At 48.8% G+C, this 22,513-nt stretch carries 19 protein-coding genes; 15 read left to right on the top strand and 4 right to left on the bottom strand.

All coding sequences use genetic code 11. The features are described from left to right. The first annotated feature begins 6 nt into the window (after nt 1–6). The 11 genes from BP71_RS36965 to BP71_RS36915 all read left to right on the top strand — a co-directional run bounded on the left by BP71_RS36965 (nt 7) and on the right by BP71_RS36915 (nt 11,010). Nucleotides 7–1,773 (top strand): type VI secretion system Vgr family protein, encoded by a 1,767-nt coding sequence (locus tag BP71_RS36965; protein WP_496386791.1) that lies wholly within the window; start codon nt 7–9, stop codon nt 1,771–1,773. A 7-nt stretch (nt 1,774–1,780) separates the two neighbouring features. Beyond that, nucleotides 1,781–2,230 (top strand): GPW/gp25 family protein, encoded by a 450-nt coding sequence (locus BP71_RS36960; protein ID WP_496386789.1) that lies wholly within the window; start codon nt 1,781–1,783, stop codon nt 2,228–2,230. Nucleotides 2,231–2,236: 6 nt separating this feature from the next. Further along, a complete protein-coding gene (locus BP71_RS36955; RefSeq protein WP_496386787.1) occupies nt 2,237–4,045 on the top strand; it encodes a hypothetical protein in 1,809 nt (602 codons plus the stop codon). Beyond that, nucleotides 4,035–5,024 (top strand): hypothetical protein, encoded by a 990-nt coding sequence (locus BP71_RS36950; protein ID WP_496386785.1) that lies wholly within the window; start codon nt 4,035–4,037, stop codon nt 5,022–5,024. Before BP71_RS36955 ends, BP71_RS36950 begins: the two co-directional genes overlap by 11 nt. Nucleotides 5,025–5,043: 19 nt before the next feature. After that, the gene (locus BP71_RS36945; protein WP_496386783.1) at nt 5,044–5,889 is read left to right on the top strand and encodes a TssN family type VI secretion system protein; all 846 of its coding nucleotides are present in this window, start codon (nt 5,044–5,046) and stop codon (nt 5,887–5,889) included. Nucleotides 5,890–5,891: 2 nt separating this feature from the next. Then, nucleotides 5,892–7,007, top strand: coding sequence for a hypothetical protein (locus tag BP71_RS36940; RefSeq protein WP_496386781.1), 1,116 nt, complete (start codon nt 5,892–5,894; stop codon nt 7,005–7,007). Nucleotides 7,008–7,015: 8 nt separating this feature from the next. Continuing rightward, nucleotides 7,016–7,318: a PAAR domain-containing protein gene (locus BP71_RS36935; RefSeq protein WP_496386779.1), complete on the top strand. Its 303-nt coding sequence runs from the start codon at nt 7,016–7,018 to the stop codon at nt 7,316–7,318. A gap of 13 nt (nt 7,319–7,331) precedes the next feature. Beyond that, nucleotides 7,332–7,796: a hypothetical protein gene (locus BP71_RS36930; RefSeq protein ID WP_496386777.1), complete on the top strand. Its 465-nt coding sequence runs from the start codon at nt 7,332–7,334 to the stop codon at nt 7,794–7,796. A gap of 189 nt (nt 7,797–7,985) precedes the next feature. Next, nucleotides 7,986–8,297, top strand: a complete 312-nt coding sequence (locus BP71_RS36925; RefSeq protein ID WP_496386775.1) for a hypothetical protein — start codon at nt 7,986–7,988, stop codon at nt 8,295–8,297. A 139-nt stretch (nt 8,298–8,436) separates the two neighbouring features. Continuing rightward, nucleotides 8,437–10,317, top strand: a complete 1,881-nt coding sequence (locus BP71_RS36920) for a 7TM-DISM domain-containing protein (protein WP_496386773.1) — start codon at nt 8,437–8,439, stop codon at nt 10,315–10,317. Between the two features lie 48 nt (nt 10,318–10,365). After that, the gene (locus tag BP71_RS36915) at nt 10,366–11,010 is read left to right on the top strand and encodes a response regulator transcription factor (RefSeq protein ID WP_496386771.1); all 645 of its coding nucleotides are present in this window, start codon (nt 10,366–10,368) and stop codon (nt 11,008–11,010) included. A gap of 11 nt (nt 11,011–11,021) precedes the next feature. On the opposite strand, the gene BP71_RS36910 is transcribed toward BP71_RS36915, so the two are convergent. The 4 genes from BP71_RS36910 to BP71_RS36895 are packed head-to-tail and all read right to left on the bottom strand — an operon-like array spanning nt 11,022 to nt 17,674. Beyond that, nucleotides 11,022–11,669 (bottom strand): response regulator, encoded by a 648-nt coding sequence (locus tag BP71_RS36910; protein ID WP_496386769.1) that lies wholly within the window; start codon nt 11,667–11,669, stop codon nt 11,022–11,024. Next, complete coding sequence (locus BP71_RS36905) at nt 11,662–12,345, bottom strand: sensor histidine kinase (protein WP_496386767.1); 684 nt, start codon at nt 12,343–12,345, stop codon at nt 11,662–11,664. The genes BP71_RS36910 and BP71_RS36905 overlap by 8 nt, the downstream gene beginning before the upstream one ends. Nucleotide 12,346: 1 nt before the next feature. Beyond that, entirely contained in the window at nt 12,347–12,757 is a 411-nt protein-coding gene (locus tag BP71_RS36900; RefSeq protein ID WP_496386765.1) for a response regulator, read from the bottom strand. 3 nt (nt 12,758–12,760) lie between these two features. Continuing rightward, a complete protein-coding gene (locus BP71_RS36895) occupies nt 12,761–17,674 on the bottom strand; it encodes an AAA family ATPase (protein WP_496386763.1) in 4,914 nt (1,637 codons plus the stop codon). A 215-nt stretch (nt 17,675–17,889) separates the two neighbouring features. Between BP71_RS36895 and BP71_RS36890 the strand changes: the two genes are divergently transcribed. The 4 genes from BP71_RS36890 (at nt 17,890) to BP71_RS36875 (ending at nt 22,349) form a co-directional block, all read left to right on the top strand. Beyond that, a complete protein-coding gene (locus BP71_RS36890; RefSeq protein WP_496386761.1) occupies nt 17,890–18,162 on the top strand; it encodes a hypothetical protein in 273 nt (90 codons plus the stop codon). A 371-nt stretch (nt 18,163–18,533) separates the two neighbouring features. Continuing rightward, nucleotides 18,534–19,193 carry a hypothetical protein gene (locus BP71_RS36885; protein ID WP_496386759.1) on the top strand — a complete coding sequence of 220 codons (660 nt, stop codon included), beginning with the start codon at nt 18,534–18,536 and terminating at the stop codon, nt 19,191–19,193. A 5-nt stretch (nt 19,194–19,198) separates the two neighbouring features. Further along, nucleotides 19,199–20,662 (top strand): hypothetical protein, encoded by a 1,464-nt coding sequence (locus BP71_RS36880; protein ID WP_496386758.1) that lies wholly within the window; start codon nt 19,199–19,201, stop codon nt 20,660–20,662. A gap of 1,396 nt (nt 20,663–22,058) precedes the next feature. Further along, complete coding sequence (locus BP71_RS36875) at nt 22,059–22,349, top strand: ISAon1 family transposase N-terminal region protein (RefSeq protein WP_496386854.1); 291 nt, start codon at nt 22,059–22,061, stop codon at nt 22,347–22,349. Nucleotides 22,350–22,513: the final 164 nt, after the last annotated feature.

Genomic DNA, 22,513 nt, shown 5'->3' with positions numbered 1-22,513 from the left:
TCCCACATGCCAAGTACTACGCAACTTCTTGGAGAGGTAAAGGTGACCATCAATGGCACTGTTTTGACGCGTGTCAGTGATTTGATTTTGACCCAACCGTTTGACGGCCATCATACATTCGAAATTACATTTTTGCCGGAAATGCTACCGGGCAAGTCATCGAAGGTGGATTTGAAAAAACTGGCAGAAGATTGGGTCGGAGAGGACATTAACCTTTACTTAAAACAGGTAGAAAAGACAAAAACATCCAGTATCGAGCGACAGAAGCTGATTTTTGACGGCTTTGTGACCTCTGTCAAATTGGTTAAAGGCAGTGGAACGGCAAACACGTTATTGGTATCGGGCATTAGTCCCACCGCGCTGCTCAGTGCGGGCAAAACAACCCGCTCATTTACCGAAAAAAGCTTAAAAAGCATTCTGGGGGCCGTACTCAGTCCACTAGCCAAGATAAGTAAGGTCATTGATCCGACTTTCACGACGGCGATCCCCTACGTCACGCAGTATGAAGAGGACAACTTCCATTTCATGCAGCGGCTCGCCGAAGATTATGGCGAATGGATGTTTTACGACGGAAAGCAACTGGTTTTCGGGAAAAAGGGGCGGCAGAAAGGTGAAGAAATCAGCCTTAAAAACGGCGTAAACCTGTTTGATATGCAGTATAGCGTGCGCGTAACGCCGCTAAACCAGACAGGGCTTTATTACGATTACTATACACACAAAGCGTACCAGGCACCCTCTTCAGCCGAGAAGATTTCCGGATTGGGATCATTCGCAAAGATCGGGGCTGAAAAATCGGACAAGGTATTCGGGGATGAATTGATAGAACTCGGTTACCAGAACCATCATGAAAGTGGTCCATTGAAACGTGCGGTCCAATTGAAGAAAAGCGAGCAAACCAACAAACTGGCCGTTCTCACCGGACGGACACCCGAAATGGAAATCAAATTGGGCGCAACGGTGAAAATAACCGACACGTTCTTGACAGCCGCCAACCAGACCGAATCTGTCGATTACGGATCGTTTGTGGTCACACGCCTGAGCCACTACATGGATTCGCGGGGAATTTATCAATGCAATTTCGAAGCATTGCCGCACGATACCGACTTCGCGCCAGTGGACTATCGCATCATCCAGCCCAATGCGGAACCGCAAACGGCGAAGGTGATGAAAGTGAATGACGACAAGAGCATGGGACGTGTGATGGTGCAATTTCCCTGGCAGGAAGCAGAAGGCGAAATGACGCCATGGGCTCGGGTAGTGCATCCGATGGCCAGCCAGGATAAGGGTGTCTATTTTATCCCGGAAGTCGGTGAAACGGTATTTGTGGATTTTGAATTTGGTAATCCCGACATTCCTTTTGTTTCGGGCAGCATGTACCGGGCGGAAGGATTGCCCGGCAACCTTTTTCATCCCCAAAATAACATCAAAGGAATTATCACAAGAGGCGGTAACCATATCATGATCGACGACACCGGCGGCGCGGAAAAAATCCATATTTACAACCGTGACAAACAAAATGAGTTAGAGCTGACCCTTGGCGGCACGATGGGTATCAAAGTAAAATCCAAAGGGCAGATTTCGCTGGAAGCAGCCGAGAAAATTATCCTGAAAGCGCCTGACATCCAGATTGAAGCTGCCCAGAAACTGAGTGTGAAATCCGCAACCGCCACGCACCAGGCCGACCAGCAGATGCAGCTTAGCGCCGGTACCTGCCTTGACCTGGACGGCGGAGCCAAGGCAACGCTCAAAGCGGCGCAGGTGATGATCAACTGACGAGATGATGGAAAACGATTTTTACCCGATTCCGCTCTCTTTCCGCACACTGATGAAAAAACGTGGCGCGACGACCGGCCCCGACAATACCTGGATAGACAAAGTCGGGGTGGAGCAATCGGTGTACCAGAACGTTTCCTTGTACCTGTCTACCCGCCCGGGCGAATATTACTTTGACGAAACTTACGGCTGCGCGGTCCACCACTACGACTTCCGGCAACTGAGCGATACCCAAAGCAAGAATCAACTGAAACAAGGCATCGCCGAGTATCTTGCCCATTGTGAAACGCGCATCCAGGTCCAGCAGGTAGCCGTAGAAATAAGTGATGTGCAGGAGGTCAAGGATGGCAACGACGCCCGAATGTGCCGCTACATTACCGTGACGGTGGGCGGCCAGCTGATCAGTACGCAGGAGAAACTGCCGGACATGAAATTTACGCTTATCAGATATTCCTAGCAAACGATGTACGCCGAAGCCAAACGATATAGAACCAGGGAAAACATCCGCGCCGAACTGATCCGGGAAATTGCCCGAATGTGGGAATACGACCAGGACGAGGTGGCGCCGGAGAGTTTCGATCCGCTTGTTGGAATGCTCCTGGGGGCTTTCGCGACGGGCATGGAACAAATCTATCATGAGCTGGACAATGCGGGTAGCAGAATGATGAAAAAGCTGGCCCACTTGCTCGTGCCGGAAATATGGACCGGGCCTCAGTCCGCCCATGCGGTGATGAAAACGGCAGTCATCGACCCTCATTACGTTGTGATGCCCGAGCATGGGTTCCATTGTAATATGGGAGGAAAGGATTTCCATTTCAGTCCGTCCGGCCACTACGACCTTTACAAGATCCGCCTGCATACCTGGGCTGTGCAAAGCCGGATCAGAGAAACCGGGCCGGGCGGGAAGGAATATTATATGAATGAATCGTTGCCGCACGGAGCATTGTGGCTGGGGCTGGATATTGACGGAGAACTCAATGCTTTCGAGCGTTTTTCATTCTTTTTTGATTGGCGCAGCGACACCGATCGCCTGGCATGCCTGGGGCGGTTGGCTGGCCTGCGGATGTTTGTAGGGGAGGCGGAAATGCGGGTAACGCCGGGATTGACGGGTGGAGTCGGGGCCGAAGATGGCCAGAATGATGGCACGCAGGCGCCATCGGTAGAGGAGCACTATAAAAATCATTTTTTCAATGTAGCGAGCCAAACGAGGTTTACAGGCGAAGATATACTCTTGAACCCTACCAGGGTTCCGGACACGATTGCCGCCCAGATGAATCCCGATGAATTGGCCAAATCATTCCATAAAGAGCTGTTTTGGATCCGGATGGAGGTTCCTACTGATATTTCGCCCGAACAAATGCTGCGACTGGTTATCGATGTCAATGCATTCCCGGTCATCCAGCGACGGGCTATCACGCAGTTCCACGAGCTGCGGCCCCTTTTCAACGTAGTCCCTGTTAGGGTCGAGGACGGGGAGCAATTCGCGGGGATGGTTGCGGTGGAAGCGCCTTCCGGCGCCCGTCTGACGAGTGCCGAGCAATTCGGTCGAAGCGAGCGGCATCAATACCTGTTGCGGCAACGTGGCGTGACCCGGTTCGACGAACGGGATGCGACCGAAATGGTCCGGTATGTCGCGGACCTTATCCGTGATGAAAGTGCCGTTTTCAAAGCCAGCGGGCAAACGGAACTCGATTCGGACGTGGACGAAATCTATAAACGTCTTGAAAGGATCAATCAATCGCTGCGGAAAGACCAATTCCCCAATTGGTTTTTGACTATTAAAACACCTGAGAAAGCAGGGAGAATACAGTTGCGCTACTGGGCAACCCGTGCGGAGGAAGCTAATGGCATCGCATTGGGCACACGCCTGAACCGTGACAGGGCCTATATAGCCTTTGTCGACGAGTCGATCGCACTTGTTACCACGGTGAAAGGAGGGAGAAAGCCGCTTTCCGGTGATGAATGCCTGCCGGCATTTAAACGGGCGGTGCTGTCGAGAGGCAGGCTTGTTACGTTCGAAGATTACAAAGCTGTCTGCCGTGCGGAGCTGGGCGACGATATCCGCCATGTGGAAGTGAGGAAGGGGTTTGCTGTTGGTAGCTATCCGTTTGAAAGCATTCAGCCATCCCTTGAAATTCATCTGACACCTAACAGACAGAAAACCTTCACGCTGGAACATTGGCAGGAGAACAGACTAAGGCTCACGCGATTGTTTGACCAGCAGGGGCCCGGTATCTGGCCGGTACAAATCATTGTGAGCGATGTACAATGAGCATGGGTTATTGGCAGCCGAGATCAGCTCGCTTCTGGCAGAAGTGCCCGTAAAACGGCTGCGGCTGGAATATGTGCTGAACGAATTGTCAGAGTCGGGTCTTTGCGAACCCGGTGAGGTGATGTTTTCACCAGGAAAATCTTCTTCGAAATTTTTTGAAGGAGATATCGCCGATCTGGACGATGTTCCAGCTACAAAAGCAGGGCATTTCCGGTATAAGGCGGCCACACCGCGGGATGGTTTGTTCGACATGTTGCCCGAACGGTTGTTTCACAAGTCGGTATTGACCTCCAAAAAACAGGACGAATGGGAATCGATCCGGCAGTCGGAGAAAGAACAGGAAGCAGATGCCCGGCTTTTTCTCGGGCCTTTCGATCAGCTGCTCATCCGGCAAATGGCGCGCATCGGGCACTTTGAATCGCAAGTGTTGTCGGGTTCTGAAACGGGGTTTCTCCGGGAATTTGTAGCGATTTTCTGGCCTGAAACCCTGGCATTAGGCCTTACCGAAAACGAGAACATGGACCTTTTGCAAATAACGGTCATAGCGCATAGGGTAGCGGGCAATCTGCGGGAGATGGAGCGATGCTTTACGCGGATGCTGTCGGATTACTGCGCGCTCGAAATGCAGTCAGGCCCTTACTATGCGGAGGTAGGCAGTCACTTTTCGGGGTTGGGGGAGGCATTGCTGGGGGTAGACGCCGTATTGGATATGGAGAGTTACAGGCAATGGAACAAGTTGGTGATCCGCATAGGGCCGTTGACATATGACCGGATGAGTTGCTATTTCCCGGGGTCCCAGGGCGAGAAACTGCTGCATTTCCTTTGCGGGATGCTCATTCCTGCGGAGTGGGACTGGATCGTGGATTTTGTGCCGGCTTCCCCGCATGAAGAGTCGGAAGGGTTGGTCGTCAATTTTTTGCTGGACGAAGTGCATTGCCCGGGTGTATTGGGTTATACAACGGTGCTGATCAATGAATAGGTTATATGCAACATCAATCATGGCTTTAACACCGCTTGTTATCTGTTTGATATTCATTACTTTGGTAGCTGCGATAGGCTTAACCGTTGCGTTGGGAATGGCGCGACCGGCCGGAATGCGCCGGATATCGCTGCTCCTGGGAGCTTTGGTGTGTTTGCTGTCTGCCGGGACACTTGCTTTGTTCACCGGGGACTCGGCCATTACGGTTTCGTTTTCGTCCACGGCTGTTTTGGCGGGTGTGATTGGCTTGGTAATGGCAGTGTGGGGGAGTAAATGGTCTACCTGGCTGCATCCGGGACAAGAGAGGTTCTATCTGATGACGTTCGCCTGCGGGATGTGCTGGGGCATGTGCGGTTTCAATCTCGTGTTTGGTTTGCGCGGGCAGGAAGCCAATGCTTTTTTACCGGCATTGCTGCCTGCCTGGTTGGTCATGCTTTTCCCCGCGCTGTACCGGTTAACCGACCATCTTTGGAAAAACATTCCAGAATTACGCTATCGCCGGTGGTACTACGACTCGGACCGGGCGTTGCCTATTCTTGAACCGGTTAATGTGATTCCGGTCAATATCATGTTTACAAAGCTTCCGGATGAGCGGGTCCCGACATTTGAAGGATACGAGGTGGAGCTGCCCGGGGACATCGAACTTGGAATCCTTTATCAATACATCATTTATTCCCATAACAATCGGCACCAGCAGCACCGCAAAAACCCGATCGCTTTTACCGCGAACGGAAAGCCGCTGGGATGGGTGATTTACAAGGATGAACCCGAGCAGGGCCGGATTTACCTGGATAGCGGCAAAAGCCTGAGAGAGAATCGCATACGCCGCCACGACAAAATTATCGCACAAAGCTATTCTGAATAAAAATGATCTTACCAGACATCAAGCACTCGTTCGTCAACTGGCGTGACGGTATGAAAATAACCCAGCGGCATTTTGTCGATCACGACTTTGCGATCCGGGATTCGATCCGTGACGTGGCCGCCATTCAGGTTACGAGCCACAACTATGGCCTGCTGCCTGCCAACGACGGCGTCACTTCCAGCCTTTCCACGCCTATCTTGTCCGGCGATGTGATCCAGATCGCCTCGTGCCGCGGCATTACGCCCGGCGGGGTGCGTCTCGAATGGAAAGCAGGAAAAGACCATCAGCCGCTGACATTATCCCTGCTCGATTTCAAAATGAAACTGGGAACGGCTGGCGTATTTTATGTAGTCATCAAGGCCAACCCCTTTCAAACGATTGAAATTGGGGATTATGAGCTGGAAGGGATGGGAAGAAGGCCCTACGTGACCGTCAAGCCCAGCCTCGACCTGTTATCGGTACATGACATGCTTTCAGATGCCCATAGCTTTCCCGTGTGCCGGGTACGCTTTGAAAGTCAGCGGTTTTCGGTCGATCACGAGTACATTGCCCCATGTGTGTACATTCACGGGGAAAGCTTGCTTTGGTATTATGAAAGTTGTGGGACATTGCTGAACAATGTACAGCATCTAGCGATACAGATCGTCCGCAAGATAGGCGGAATGCAGAACCGCAGCAGCATCGGGGCAGACCTGTACCGGGTGCTTGAAAAAGTCCTGATATTCTGTGCCGAATCCACTGACCATTATCGGTTGGTCGTGCGCGACCTGGCGCCGGTTTACATGGCGGGCGTGTTTATGAAAATGGCGAGAGTGTTGCGCATTTCGCTGGACAGTATTCCGGAGGCGAATGCGGCATTGCTTTTTAATTACTTTCAAAACAATATCGCGGGAACGACCAACATTTTTAAAACGCATGTCCCTGCCGCGTCTAAATCCCTGATGGAGTCGATGATCGACGGGGTGTTGGTGAACGAATACCACCACAACGATAGTACGGTGCTTTTCGACAGCATTGTGCGGTTTCTCGACTTTCTGGAATTCCTGTTCCAGAAATTGCTGCCGCTGAGCTATGTGGAGAATCAGGGGAGTTGGGATATTTATGGTAAACAACGTTAACCGAGACTATGGGAAAGCCAGCAGCACGTATAGGGGATATGCACACTTGCCCGATGGTAACGCCTGGACTTCCACCGATCCCGCATGTGGGCGGGCCTGTGAGCGGGCCCGGCGTCCCAACCGTGTTGATCGGAGGACAGCCGGCCGCGCATGTGGGCGACTTGTGCGTATGCGCGGGGCCGCCCGATTCGACCATCTTAGGCTCGGCTACGGTGATGATAGGTGGCGCGCCGGCATTGCGGCTGGGCGATCCCACGGCGCATGGGGGCATAATCGCGGCCGGCTGTCCAACCGTGCTCATAGGAGGATAAAACAGGATATCTTATGAAAAGGATCATGATTTTCAGGGTCGGGTTCGCTGCGCTTGCGGTGGTTTCGACAATCGGTTTTTGGCTTGCCGGCAGGAAATACCGGAGCGATGCATTCGAAAGCATTGATGAAAAATCATTTGCCAGGGGTGTTGCTATACTGGATAGCCTTCACGGGCAGATGACCGCGGCCACCCTGTCGCGGGATCCCGCGAGGATAGCCAACGCAAGCCTGCAATGGGAAACCCACAAACAGGCATTTGAGCAAGCATTTCGCCAAACCATCGGTGCCCCATTAGCGGCACAGGTGCTGGTCAATTTCGATCATCAATCCGAAGCGGGTAAAGCGATGCTTTCTGCGAAATCGTCATCGGCAAATACTACTTCCGATCTGCGCGAAATGCTCGAAGACGAAAAGGCCAGAAAGGACGAATTGAAAGCAGAGATCCAGATGATCAAGCAGGCACTATTTACCTTATAATTTCCCATGAGTCTGAAAGCCGAAAATTTAAAGGCCCGCGAGCAGAAAATTGTAAAATTTGCGGTTTTCTGTGCCTGCCTGTGCATTTGCCTGTTGTTTTGGAGTTATTGGGCGTGGGTTCGGATACCGGCGTTGCATGCGAGGCATGAGTTAGCGCAGGCGAACGCGGCAAAAGTTTTTTTAACGGATATGAAAGAAGCCGACCGCATTGCAGGGCATATCGAAACGATACCGAATGTAACACAGGCATCCCTGCTCGAATTTCATACGTGGATCAGTGGGTTGAAATCGGTCCATCCCCAGCCCGCCTATCAGGCTGTTCTGGCTACTTTCCAAAAGCGCATCGACCAGTGGGAAGCGGCCCGGGCAAAGGACACGACGGTCACGAAATTAAAGCAGGAACTCGTGGAGATAAAGGCGGAAAACAAAAAACTTACAGCTTCAAGCGAGTTGCTCCGGCAAACCCTGGAAGAGAAAAAATCACAAAAACAACCTTTTTGAAAAATACCGGAAGGGGATTTTTCACTTATAAAGCGTGGAAAACACCCCTCGCAAAACGGTGTTGTGCACATTTACAAAATCATTTACTTATCGCAATTTTGACACCGATGAATCAAACGTCTCCCGGAGTAAAACTGCCATGGTTTTTAGACTTGTTTACTTGATGCTGGCATTTTGTGTTGCCTTGCCGGTGGCAGAGGCGGTTCCCCTGGAAAACCCGGACTTCATGCAACGCCCCGACCCGGACGGCCGCTACACCCTGGACGAGGTAAGACGCCTGCGCGATGCTGACTGGGAGAAAGTCAATGCTGCCAATTTTGGTAAAACAGGTGGGTATGGTTGGGTGAAGTTTACCTATCAAACCCGAAAGTCGCAGACCTTATGGATCGAAGTGCAGAGCCACTTTATCGATTCGCTGGTTTTATATGTGGATGATTTTCAGGACAAAGGCAGCGACGCGACGATGATGTCGGGCTTTGGACATCAGCCGATGAAGCACCGGTATTTTCTGTTTCCTTACCATTTCACAAAAGGCAAGCGCTATCAGATTTTCATACGCGGGTTCGTGAGGGCCCCTGATGTGCTCAAAATGCCCGTTGTCATATGGGAGCCCCAGGCATTCCTGGAACATAACTTTGGGGACATCTGGAACTGGGCTTTTTTTGTCGGTATTGTCATGATGTCGCTGATTTTGAGCCTTGTCAGCTTCGGTTTTGGCAAAACCAGCAGCAGCTACCTCTACTTCGCAGGCTATGTTTGCTTTATCAATATTTATGCATTGCTCAACGACGGCTGGGGCGTTTTTCTGCCTTCGTTTTTAAGCTATTTGGATGCCAATACGGTCCTGGGGCATTGGATCAACATCGGGCTTGGTTTCTTTGTGCTATTCAGCGGCAAGTTTCTGGCAATAGGGCAGTCGGATAACCGAATGCTCGTCCGGTTCAATCCTCTCGTGATCACACTTTGCGTGGAAGTCGCCATCCTGATGGTGCATATCGCGGAATGGCAGCGGCTGGACGACCTTTTCCTCGTCAGCTATTACGCCGGCCTTATCTTGTCGTTTGGATACCTTGTGTGCTGGCTGCTTTACGTTGCCGACGCCATGCGCCGCCGTTTTAAGCCGGTTTGGGTACATATATCGAGTGTTGCGGTGCTGGTATGCTTCCTGTGTTTCAATGCATTGCTTGTCAATGCAGGTGTCATCAAGGAAGCGATTCCCGATATGTTGCTGTTTCGTTATGCGATCACGATCGACATTGTTGTGATCCTGATCGGGTGGGTATACCGCCAGCGGATCCTGGAAAGCGAGCGGATGGAGCTCGCATTTGAAAACGTCCTTAAGCAACAGGCAGCGGACGATGCAGTGCGCCTCCGGCAACAGGAAGAGATCAAGGTATTGAGCCTCCGCAACGAGATCGAGCAGCAGCGGGTCCGGCTCGCCCGTGATCTGCACGACGGGATAGGCTCCGAGCTCACCCACATTATCAACCGCTTGGATATTCTGGCATACAAATCGGACATCCAGCAGCCGCTTTTGTCTTTGGGCGATTTCACTAGGGCAACCAATCAGAACCTTCGCGATACGCTCTGGATTCTGAATCAACAGAGCATTGATGCGCACCAGTGGTACCAACGGACCCTGGCCTGGCTGGGAAGGATTTGGGAAGACCGCGAGAACCCCCGATTGCAAACGCATTGCGATTGTCCAGAGGACCTTTACCTGGGACCTGCGGTGGCCAACGCCATTTTCCGGATCACACAGGAAGCGGTGAACAATGCCCTCAAATATGCCTCAGCCACCGAAATCACGTTTGAAATGTGTTTCGACGATGAGCGTTTAGTGTTTTCCGTTACCGACAATGGCCAGGGTTTTGTAATCAACGACGTGGCAAAAGGCTATGGGCTTACCAATATGCAATGCAGGGCAGAGGATATAGGCGGGATGTTCGAACTGCGGTCTGACCGTGGCGGCGCGTCCGTTCGGGTGATCATTCCCCTAACCGCAAAATACGTCAGTTGACGTATTTCCTGCCAGTCACTGAAAAACGATCTTTGTTCAAAAAGGGATATGGCTATAAAAGTTGGTGTAATCGAGGACAATGCAGAACTGGCTGCGCTCATTATTGAAAAACTCTCGATGAGTGAAGACCTGGAAATTGTGTTACAGGCAAGTAACGGCAAAGACTTGCTCGAAAAGCTTAAAAGCCAGGTTATACCGGATGTTTTACTCATGGACATCGAGATGGACGGGATGGACGGCGTAACGGCGACCAGGCACGTCAAGAAAATTTATCCGGAAATCCGGATCATCATGCAAACAGTGCTTGATGACGACCAGCGCTTGTTCGAAGCCATACAAGCCGGGGCCTCCGGATACCTTTTGAAAGATGAAAAACCTTCGCGACTGGTTAATGCGATCGTAGAAGTGCTGGAAGGCGGTTCGCCGCTCTCGCCGACGATGGCGAGCAAGGCGCTCGATCTGTTGCGCAGCAAACATGAAGGAGAAGTGATCGAAATGAGCTCGCTGACGGCCCGTGAGGCGGAGGTCCTGGATTGCCTTCAAAAAGGCTGGCGCGTCAAGCAAATCGCCGAAACGCTCTTCATTTCCGAAAAAACCGTTCGGAAGCATCTCGAACATATTTACGAGAAACTGCAAATCCACGACAGCCGGATGTTCATTGACCGACGAAATGTTTTTTTGAAAAAGAAATAGGGCCCGTTAACCTATTCGATGATGTAAATGCTGTTTTTGATGGCGTAAATCACCAATCCTACGCGGGTCGATACGGCGAGTTTACGGAACAGTGTTTCGCGCGTGGCTTCCACGACGCGTCCATGAATGCCCATCAATGGTCCGAATGCTTTGTATGGGAGTTCGGTGCAGGCGAGTTTGAGGAATTCCGTTTCCCGGGCGGTTAGCTCGACGGCTGGATTGGGCTTTGCATTGATCCTGCCTATCAATACCGAAGTGGCTTGCTTGGTATAGTAGCTGCCACCGGTAGCAAGCGCTTCAAGCGCAATCTTCAATTCTGTCGGTTCCGAGTTTTTCAGGATGTAACCATCGATGCCTGCGCTCAGCATTTTAAAAATGGAGTCGTCATCGTTGTGCATCGATAACGCGAGAACCTTCACTTCGGGCAGATTGTGCGTGATCCATTGGGCTGTCTGATAGCCATCCATGACGGGCATGGTGATGTCCAGCAACACGATATCAGGCACCGTGGTCGATTTTACTTTTTGGATGAAATCGTGGCCATTTTCCGCTTCCCAAAGTACCTGATACCCAGAAAACCCTTCAACAAGTTCTATCACGCCCTTCCGAAAGAGTCGGTGATCATCCACCATGACAACTTTTGACAGCGGTTTATGCATTGGATGACGGGTTTTTACAAACTGGATAATTCAATTGAAAAAAGATGCGGGAAGCCGCTGCCCGGGCGATTGACAATTTCGCGCCTATCATATTCGCCCGATCGAACATCGCCGGGTTACTGATGTCTTCTATGTTTGCTATGGGAAAGATGTCGCTGAGATCTTGTAAGTCAATGGCCAGCGATAGTTGTATGTTTTCCTCTAAGTAGGTTATATTCAAACTAATGTCGGATGTGTTAGGGTTTTTTATGGCATTGTTGACAAGTTGCTGCATCATGCGGAAAAGTATCAATTTATGTTCCGGGTCGATCGCAGGTTCTTCCCCGGTAGCATCGAAAGATACAGCGTGCTGGCCGCTTTTCCTGATATAGTTTATCTGCGTTGATAAGCTGCTCCGTAGGGGTAAGGACTTGACGACAGCTACATCCAATCTTTTGGAAAGGTTTCTTAAATCTTCCAGGGTCGCATCCAGCAACTCCCCGCATTCATTGATTTTCCTTTCGCCAGCTTCGGGATTTATCGAAGCTATCATGCTCAAATTTAAGCGGATCAGGGAAAGCACTTGGCCAATATTGCTGTGGACCTCGCTGGCAATCTGGTCAAATGCCTGCTGCTGGATTTCCAGTTGTGTTTGGAAAAGTGCTTCGTGGTAGGCATCAATTTGCATCCTGGGCATTTTAGACGGGGTTGTTAGTTTGCGGCAGGTTGTCTTCAAAAGCCGCAAAGCAAACTTGACGGATTACGGCAATGATCTCGGCAGCGGCAATGTTTTTGAGCAGAAACCTGTCGGCACCAAGATCATACAGATGGGAGACCATCGATTCCTCATGATACATGGACATAACGATCACCCGAACATTGAGTTGCGCGGCCCGGATGCGTCGTAACGCTTCCACGCCATCCATTACAGGCATCCGCAAGTCCATCAGTACGACGTCGGGTGCTTCTTGATGAATGCTGGAAATCAGTTCTGCTCCGTTGCCCACTTCCGCTACCACTCTCAAATCCTCCTGGCTTTCAAGAACGAACCGAAGGCCTTCGCGGAAATGGCGGTGATCGTCTGCGAGAATAATTTTGAGTTGTCCCATAGGTCACATTTCAATTTCCAGGCTCATCGCCACGCCATTGCCTGGCGACGATTGAAAGCTGACTTTTGCATTAACACCTTTGGCACGGTTGTAAATGTTCTGGATGCCTACGCCGCGCCCGCTTAATGGAGGGTTTTGTGTCTCGGTCATGCTGAAACCTATCCCGTTGTCGGAGAACATGCAGCGTACCACATTTTCCTTTTTTTCGATCCCGATCTTCACTTCGGTAGCGCAGGAGTATTTCATTGTATTGTTGAGCAGCTCCTGGTAAATGCGGTACAATTGCAGTTCAGTCCCTTCCGGAAGCCGTTCGGTCAGATTGCTTTCCATCTCAATGCAAATGGCCCCGGTTTCACTGATATTTTGAACCATAAGATCAAGCGTCGGGATCAGTCCGAAACGCTGTAACGTGGCTGGCGATAGCTTGTGGGCGATTTCGCGCAGGTTCTTGATGGCCTCGTCCAATACCATTTCCGCCTTATGCAGGCCTTGTCGACTGTCGGCGCCCTGGTGTGAGAGGTACAATTTCGTGGTAGATAAAAGTGCTCCGATGTCGTCGTGCAGGTCGTCGGCAATTCTTTTGCGTTCCTTCTCCTCTGCGAGGTGGCTGATTTGCAGGAGATTTTTATCCAGATTTTGCTCCAAGGATCTCACCGCTTCGTGTTCTTCAAAAAGCAATGCATTTTCAACGGAAAGGCCAATGAGCGCATTCAGCGATTCCAGGTTCTCGTACTCGGGGCCATATTCGTCGACCCGATGATTCTCGATGTAGACGATGGCAGTCAGGGTTTCCTTCATCATTACAGGAAACCCCATCATGGCATTAACGTGGTGATCGAGGATGTATCGGTCAGACGCAAACCGATGGTCTTTCTGCACATCCCGGCATACCACGGACTGTTCGGACCGTTTTACGAAATTGACGACAGACTGAGGGAAAAGCAGTAAGTCACGGTCACCAATCGGCGTGGTATCGTGATTGGAGCTGGTCCTGACCTCGAATGCCCCCGTTTTAGTTCTGACCAATAACGTGACTTTGTCGGCCATTGTCCGATGCTTCATGGCTAGTGTGAGATTGCCAAGCACCTGATTGATGTCAGAAGGTTCGTCGGTTTTCAGCCCTAACGGTTGGTTATGGGTATCGAAGACATGGCGGAATGTCCTGGTTTCAAAAGTCATTTCAGGATAATCACGGGCCATTTTTTTACACTTGGCAGTTGCTTCCCAGTTTTCAAATGCCGCATATGCTTTTTTAAGAAACACTTCCGCGAACGACCATGCATTTTTTTTCCCGTAGTGTCGTGCCACCAATTCATATCCAATCGCTTCTAGGTGCAGCAGGCGATCGGCCCTTGCAAATTCAATTCCGGATGTAAAGTGTTGTAAACCAAGTTCAAATTGATTGAGCATAATACAATAGGAGCCACTTGCAAGCTCATACATAGCCCTGAAATTAAGTGGTGCATGCCCGACAATCCTTCGGAGCCTGCGGCGTATTTTGTCAACCCTGACCTTGTATTTCTTTTGCGGGCCGAGGGCATAGGCGTCGGCAGTTGCCAGGGCCGCGAACAAAAGAAAATGAGGATAGGATATCTGGTGCGATGAAGTATCATCTTCATAATGCAGGGCTTTCTCTATGTAATGGACCGCGCTGGATGACGAATCCAGCAGATAGCTCACGAAAAGCTTATACGCATAGAAATCAAATAGGGTAGCAGTATCCTTTTTCGCTAAAAGCTTGGCCACAAATATCTCCTCGGATGCTTCATCGCCTGTAATATCGAGGGATTGGCTATCGGAATAGATCAGATGAGAGACCATCTGTCGCTGGTTCTCGGAGACCACATAAACAAGATCCTGTTTCATTTGCGCAATCAGTACGCTGTCCTGTTGCATGGTTTTATGCACGACGGAAAGCTTCTCCCCGGTAAAAAACAGGAGGCAGCTATGAAATGTGGCGGCAAAGGATGCGTAGAGAAGATCCCCTGTTTCGCGGCCGAGAACGTAAGTTTTCTTCAATGCAGGGATTGCATCCTTGATGTCGTTTTTCCAATACGAAAGAAATCCGTAAAACATGGCCCGCACTTTGCTTTCTACCTCGACTGCATGGCCGTTCGATGCAAGGCGTATAGCCAGCTCACCAAATTGAAAACCCTGATCGAGCTTGCCCATGATGCTGGAAAGGGCAAAACCGTAAGCCGCGTATGCAACAGCGGAATAAGGTGAGTTTCCGTGTCGTACAGAAAGCTGCACCTGCTTGAATATGATCAATGGCAAAATATCGGGAGCCGCGGAAAAGATGGATGTGGTGCATTTCGCTGTAAGCCGCATAAAGATCAGGGCCGGCTCGTGTGTCATGATTGGCAAAGCCGCCAGATCATCCGTTTTTTTATTCCAAAGCAGCGACCTCGTAAGGACCAGCTCTTTCGCGAGCCTCAAGTTGGATGGGAGACGGGTAATGCCGAAACCCAGTTCGTTAATCAGTTTGATCAGCAGCTCAACTGCGCTCAGCATTTCATGATTCTCGTTCATGATATTGAGCTGCACCTCGAAAGCCCTGAAGCGGTCGGCCAGGTTTTTGGATTTGCTGATCGCTGTTTCCGCCCATGCTTCGGCCACTGCGCGTGCTCCGGTGATGGCAGCCGACTCACCTGCCTGAATGAACAGGTCGATCGTGAGTTGGTAGTGGTTTAGCCAATCCGTTTCGCTGACACGGTCAGCGGCCCTCTTAAAATATTCAAGGGCCAGCGAAAACGCGGCTTTTTGCCGCGCGAGCATGCCGCACCGGTAGTTCAGCCTAATCATTTCAAACCTGGATTCACTGGGAAGCAGTTCTGCACTCAGGTGGTAATGCCGCGCAACTTCCATGAGAATATCCATATTTTCGGCAAGCGCATTCGCATTTTCCAATTCACGTGCGATCCGTAGGTGTATCACCTTTTTTTCTTCCTCGCTTACGGTGGCATAAATACTTTCATAAATCCGGTCATGTGCAAACTCATAGCGATTTTCTATGCCCGGTAGTATCATTCCCTTTTCCAGCGCTTCCTCGATTGCTGGCGAAAGAGAGCCGGCTGAAAATTCAGGGAGGCCCGATAACAAGCCCGGCTGGAAATGTTTGCCGGAGCAGGCGGCGTATTGGAGCAGTGTAATGCAGTTTGAAGACAATGTATTGAACCGATCCAGTATCAGGTCAATGACATTTTCAGCAACCTGAAACGACGTAAGCCGGTCCGTATCGCAAATCCACTGGTTTGATTCCGGGCTAATTTTGATGACTTTTTGCTCGTGAAGTGTCTGGATGAACTGGATCGTATAAAATGGGTTACCTTGGGTCTTGTCGTAGATTAAATCCGCTACAGGCGCATTGCCCGTCAGTCCGAGATCGTCTATCATCTCCCTGATAGCGGATAATGTAAGATCGCCAAGATGAAGCCTGGCGGCCTTTTCCTGAAAGATGGCGCTGGTCTCGTAGCCGGAGCGTGAGGCGACTACCAGCATGAAATGTTGAATTCGATTGTAGCGCGCCAGGTTATCAAGTAATACAACCGACGAATGGTCTGCCCATTGAAAATCATCCAGAAAAACAACGATCGGGTGATTGTGGTCGGCAATGTGTTCGAACAATCGCTGCAAGAGGTATTGAAAGCGACTCTGGGCTTCTGCTCCATCCAGTGCAGGAACGGGAGGCTGGGCACCGATTACCCATTGGAATTCCGGAACAAAGTCGATAAGCACCTTGCCAATGTCACCGCATGCGGCCAACAGCGCATTTCTCCATTGATCCATAATGGATTCTTCCTCACATAAGACTTGGGTTACAAGCTCCCTCAGAGCGGTTTGCAAGCCATGAAACGGTTTGTCGGCATCGGCACGATCGTATTTTCCGTAAACGAACATGGTGCGATGCCGGATAGTCTCATTTCGGAGTTCCCGCGCGAGCGTGGATTTACCCGCTCCCGGTCCCCCCACAATTTCCAGGACTACTTTCTCTCCTTTGCTCACGTTTCGAACACACTGCCGAAGAGCACCCAGCTCCCGCTCGCGGCCGTAAATTCTATTTGATAGCAACAATTGATCAGACTTGTCGTATATGCCAGCTCGTAGGGAAATCTGGCCGATCGGATCGTCCAGAGTTTGTCGGCAAAGATCAATGTCGGTCCTCAGCCCGGCCACGGACTGGTAGCGGTCATCGGGTGATTTTGAAAGCAACTTTAAAACAATATCTTCAAAAAACCTGGGAATTGAGCGATTATGGGCCGTTGGTGGATTGGGAGGAGTTACCAAGATATTGTATAGCAAGCTATCCCTGTCTTTGCAGTCGAAAAGACGCTGGCCAGTAAGCAGTTCATACAACACAGCGCCTGTCGCATAAAAATCGGAACGGTGGTCGGCCTTTAACACAAGGTATCCCGTCAGTTCAGGGGAGAAATAGGGTAGTTCGTCAGTGGCGAAATGCCCGGGCGAAAATCTCGCTGGCGTGAAAACCGAACCTTCCGCCCTCGAAAAGTCTATTAGCGAAAGCCGGAGAGTTTCAGGATCAACCAGGATGTTGTCGGGGTTGATACGGGTGTGTGTGACAGCGTGGTCGGATAGTTCGTCGAGCAGTTGGAGAATGCTGTCCGAAATTGCCAAAATCTGTGTGATTTCAAGCCGCTGGTTTTTGCTGAAATTCCTGAGAGTAGGCCAAGGTACAAAGTCCATGACAAGGCACGGCTGATTGCGGTATACGGACCTTGATATTGCCTTACGAAAACAGCGTGTCGTGGCAAACTTTACAGAGAGGCCGAGCTCTTTCAGCATGTATTCCTCGGCAATCATTTCATTAGGATAAACTTTCCAGATTTCCTGCCTGCCACCATCCGCATGAAGGTGGTAAACGAGCGATCGTTGGCTTTCAGAGATCAGCGTAAGCATTCAGTATAGATAGAGGTTGAGCGGGGTTTTGTGTAATTTAATCATTTTTGAACAACACCAGATTATAATTTACATTACAAAATAAATTTTATGTTGATTTTTAAAAAAAATAACATTGAACGTTGTATGTAGTAGATAGATAGTGGTTATATTTGGTGGTTGTCGTTCTGGGCAATATTTTATTTGTTGTAAACTTAACCTCTCCTCTCAGTAGTATGAAAGATTTAATGGACTCAAGCAACCGTTTGCGGGATATTATTCCCCCCTTTTTTTATGATGAATTTTCCGGAGATTTCCTGGATCAATCGGTAGGGGAGGTTATAGCACAATTAAAGGATCCCGATTCGAGCCCTTTTCAAAATGATTTGATCAAATTGGACACCAGGGTTTTAAGTGATATGACGAGAGTCGTTATTAACCCTTGCGGAGCGGAATGGTGCCCGCCCGGCCAGCCTTTGCGAATTCAAAATATTATGGAGACGCTGTGACGGAACTTTAAATGTCCGTAGACCCTTCGTTTCGGTCTGTCTATAGCTATTTAGACAGGTGGGAAACATTCAAAACTCCAGCATATCACCAGCTATTATCGGAAAGAAATAAGGAGAGGAGCGTGTCGTTCCTCTCTGGAATTCCCGCATCTGCAAGCACGTTATGGGGATATGAGTTTCGCTTGGCTAATGTTGACCTGGAAACTGACTTTCAGATCTGTGTTTCGCATATTTCGTACAGGAGTTTTTATAATTACCTATCGGAAACCTGTTACAACCACCCTCTGTGGAAAAGTTTTCTGAACCTGACAGCTCGCTGGATAGACGGACGTGATCCCGTCAGCGTTCTGGTGCGCAATCTATGGTTGGAAATGGATGCACCACAAATGAGGTCTTACGAACCGGTGCCTAACTTTTTTTTAGGTCCTGCTGATGGATTATCTACTCCTGACTTCACGAAGGTTATATCCTATGTGTTTTCGGTTTTAGGCATTACTTTGAAGCCCGACGAGCAAGCCTCGATATCAAACATTCACGGTTCGTTGCCCAATGGCGCATGGATACCGCAAGTCGGGATGATGGCTGCAAGACCTGGCGACCAGCAAGTCAGATTATTCGTACATAACATTTCTCAAGATGCAATATATCCGTTTCTGTTAAATGCCGGGTATGTATTTGAAGAGGAGGGAATAACTGCACTTTTAAATGAAATGCACCAGCTTTTTGATTTCGTTGATATGAATGTCGAAACGCAATCAGCGGCGAGAAGGAATGTAGTCGGATTTGAGGGATATGTCAGGAAATGGGAAAAAGACCGGTTGGAAAAAGTGCTCGCTTATTTGTTGTCCAGTCAAGTGATGGATATACGGTATTCCGATAAAATCGCATCATTTTTTGAAATATCAAGTCAGCAGAAATCATTGTATACCGAGTTTATTCATCACTTCAAAATAACTTATTCGGGATCGGGTGGCATGGAGGCCAAGTTATACATCGGAATTAAGCGTAATAATCTCTGGGAAAGAACTTAGGATTTATGAAAAAGAAAATAATATTCGGTAGCGTTGCTGTTGGTACCGCTCTTGTGATTGGCTACGTAATCGTGAATCAATACCTTGAATCTCGCGATTGTGAGTGTCTGGCATATAAAGAATATGCAAACGTACCGGTTAATTTTGATCTGGATAAGGTCGTTGGATCGCTGGATCCAAGGGATAAAACACATTTTGTCGGTCAGGCACAGGCCTTTGCCGATACATTATCTTGGAAAACATTTGTTGCAATTAATTGGCCGGCCGATTGGAGCGGCAGGCCCGATTCAACAAAATGTTTTGGCGATGGGTCTGCGAAGACGGTATGGCAGCACTGGTTTGAAGTCAGCACGATCCTGCCGCATGGAAACCCACGGATCATTTTAAAGAAACTGCCCAATCAAAAGCCTCTTGTAAATGACGACGGCAAAGTGCCGGAAGAGAATCGGATAGATTTCTTTTTGAATAGCTTCAAAAACCGTGAACTTGGGTCTTTCAAGTCAATTCGTGGAGATAAGGCCAGTAAGGTGCCTCCTGTCGTCGATCAGAACGGGAATAAAACTTATTTTCAGTCATACTACAATGACATTATGTCTTCCTATATCGAGAAAACGAACATTAAATCGCTCGATGGGCTTAGAGAATTCGTGAAAACATTTCCTTATGCAGACGAGAATTTTATGCTGCGGGTAGCGGGGAAAGCATCCAGGATCAATAGAATTCACTTTCCCGTATTTTCGACGAGCAAAGGTGGTTCTTTTTATGTCGATGAGGACAGCGTACCTGACTCGACGGTTACTATGCAGCCTTCCAAGGGATCTATTATGATCAAGATGGCATGGAAGGTCATCTCAGGAAAAGATGATCCGAGTCGGTTTTACACCAGAAAGGCAAAGATACTGGAAGGTAAAAAATGGAGAAGTGTAAAGGTTGGGCTTGTAGCCATGCACATAGCTGTTAGATATTCAAAACTGCCTCAATGGCTTTGGGCGACATTTGAACATACCGATAACGTGCCGGAAATAATAAATGGAAATGTGAACGCGCTTCCGGGAAAACGGTACAGTTACTATCATAGCAAATACGGAAATAATGTTAATAAGCAGCTGGACGTTTCCGGTAAGTCTCCGTTGGCGAGGCAGCACAAAATCAGCGACAAAGCTCGTCAGCTAAATGATTGGATGCATGAGCAAATGGTAGCAATAGATCCAAAATCGGTATGGCAATATTATGATTTGGTGGGGAGTCAATGGCCTTTTCTTCCAAAATTGTTTCCCAATGATCAAAGTTATATCGGGATTCCCGAGCCACATTACCTTTCCAATGCAGTGATAGAGAACTTTGGGCAAAATTCATCCTGCCTTTCTTGTCACAGTAAGGCTGGGGTAAAGACCAGCGTTACGAAGGGCAAACCGGACAGTGTTCGGACAAATTTCGCCTGGGCGTTTAAAAGATTGAATGAGAGGTAAATTACTTTACAAAAATGGTAATTGACGTATTTACAACCAATAATGCGATGTTTAATATTACTTTCGATATGATGATGCGGAGCCGTGCGTCATATGCTCAGGAATTGCCGAAAACCTGATCAATTAGTGGGCATTAAACCATCAAAGTTATGTTGCTGCAAGACGAAAATTGAATTTGATCGATGTTAAGGAATTGAAAAGGAAATCGATCAGGACCTGGCCGAAATGCCTTTGGAAGATGAGCCCGAAATCGAGACCGATTTGGCCAATTTATATCAATCTGTTTTAGTATCAAGACCCAGTGTGTTAGTGTATTATAGCCCTGAAAAAATGAGGCCTTCGCGACTGGGAGCGATTTTTCGATTTCCTCATTATTGGCCGGGCGATTACTTTGAAGAAAATCAAAGAATGTGTCTGCAAATTTTTGAGTGAATGTGCTACTGCATTCGACATTATAGATGCAGTTATCGAGGCGATTACATACCTGATTCCAGGTGGCGTGATCTTGATTAAAAACCTTATCAAGTACCGGGATGTTGTAGGTTAGGGGAGACCGTAGCAATCATTCTGGGCGGTCTCTTTGTTTTGGATAGCTCTTGAATTCTGTATTTCAACTTGGTTAGATAAGCAATGGTTGTCGATCTTTGATTTGTCTTATAAATGGGCACTAAGATTAGTGCTACATTGCCGAGCCGGTAGACAGCGAGTTTATCTCGAACATTATTAGCTGCCCGACGGTAAAAGGAATTGGCCCTAACACCGGTGAAACTTTGGTGGCAAACGAGCAATCGGTCGTTGTAACAGATTTAGAGGTCAAATCTAAATTTGACGTACAGGACAGAGCCGTGAAATTCTTTCGTTCGAAAGGGATTCGAACCTTCGGAGACGAGGGATTCGAACCTAAAATACAGAAGAAATCAAACCAATTTTTGCCCTTAAATAGAGAATTTATAACTTTGCATAAAACTCGGTTTGTTATTAATTGATAATCAGGTCGTTAAGTGATTTTCGCGGGGTTTTTTGAGCTGATGTCATGAATCGTGGAAGTGATCTTAGAAATATTATAACTAACTGTTTTATAAATAGTTAGCAAATATGTTTCAGATCCTCTCTCTCTCTCTGCGCAAATCAATAACAAAACACATTAAAAGCCTGCAAATCACTGATTTGCAGGCTTTTTTCTTCCAACGCTATGCCAAAATGTTCAAAACGTCCCAATATGGGATCAGTCCTAAAACTTGTGGGGCGGCGAAAAATGTATTTGTTTTGCGATGAATCCATATTGAGCGCATTGCACCGCGGCGGCGGACCGCGAGTCCTATTTATCCCTAGTCCGCTTCCTGTTACCTGAGGACATCCTCGGCTAGGCGCCCCCGATTATTTCGAACTTTCTAAAATCGTTGAAGGCTTAACAGGCCTGCACATCTATCTGGAAGAAAAAAATCTCCCTCCTTCCGAATACAAAGACCAAAAGTTAGAATCCAAAGGCTTCCTGCCCGAGATTTACGTCCAAGATTTTCCCATTCGCAATCAGAAGGTTACGCTTTGCATTAAGCGTCGGCGCTGGGAAGTCAAGGATACGGGTGAGATTATCAGCAGAGATTGGAATATTGTGCAACAAGGGGACGGGGACGCCCAGTCTCGGATGACCAAAGAGTTCGCTGATTTTTTAAAAACAATGTATTGATAATAATCCTGTTAGTTGTTCTCAGTTAGGCAAATACTTTCATCTCGACGGCAAGCAGCTTCAGCAGCAGTATAAAGACCATATAAGCGACTACAAAGACTGGGATCAACGCGAGCATGCGGCCGAATGGCTTTTGTACCCAGCAAACACCGGCACCTATCTAA

The organism is Dyadobacter ginsengisoli DSM 21015, from assembly GCF_059568735.1.
The sequence above is the reverse complement of the archived record's forward strand: the minus strand, read 5'-3'. Positions and strand labels throughout refer to the sequence as shown.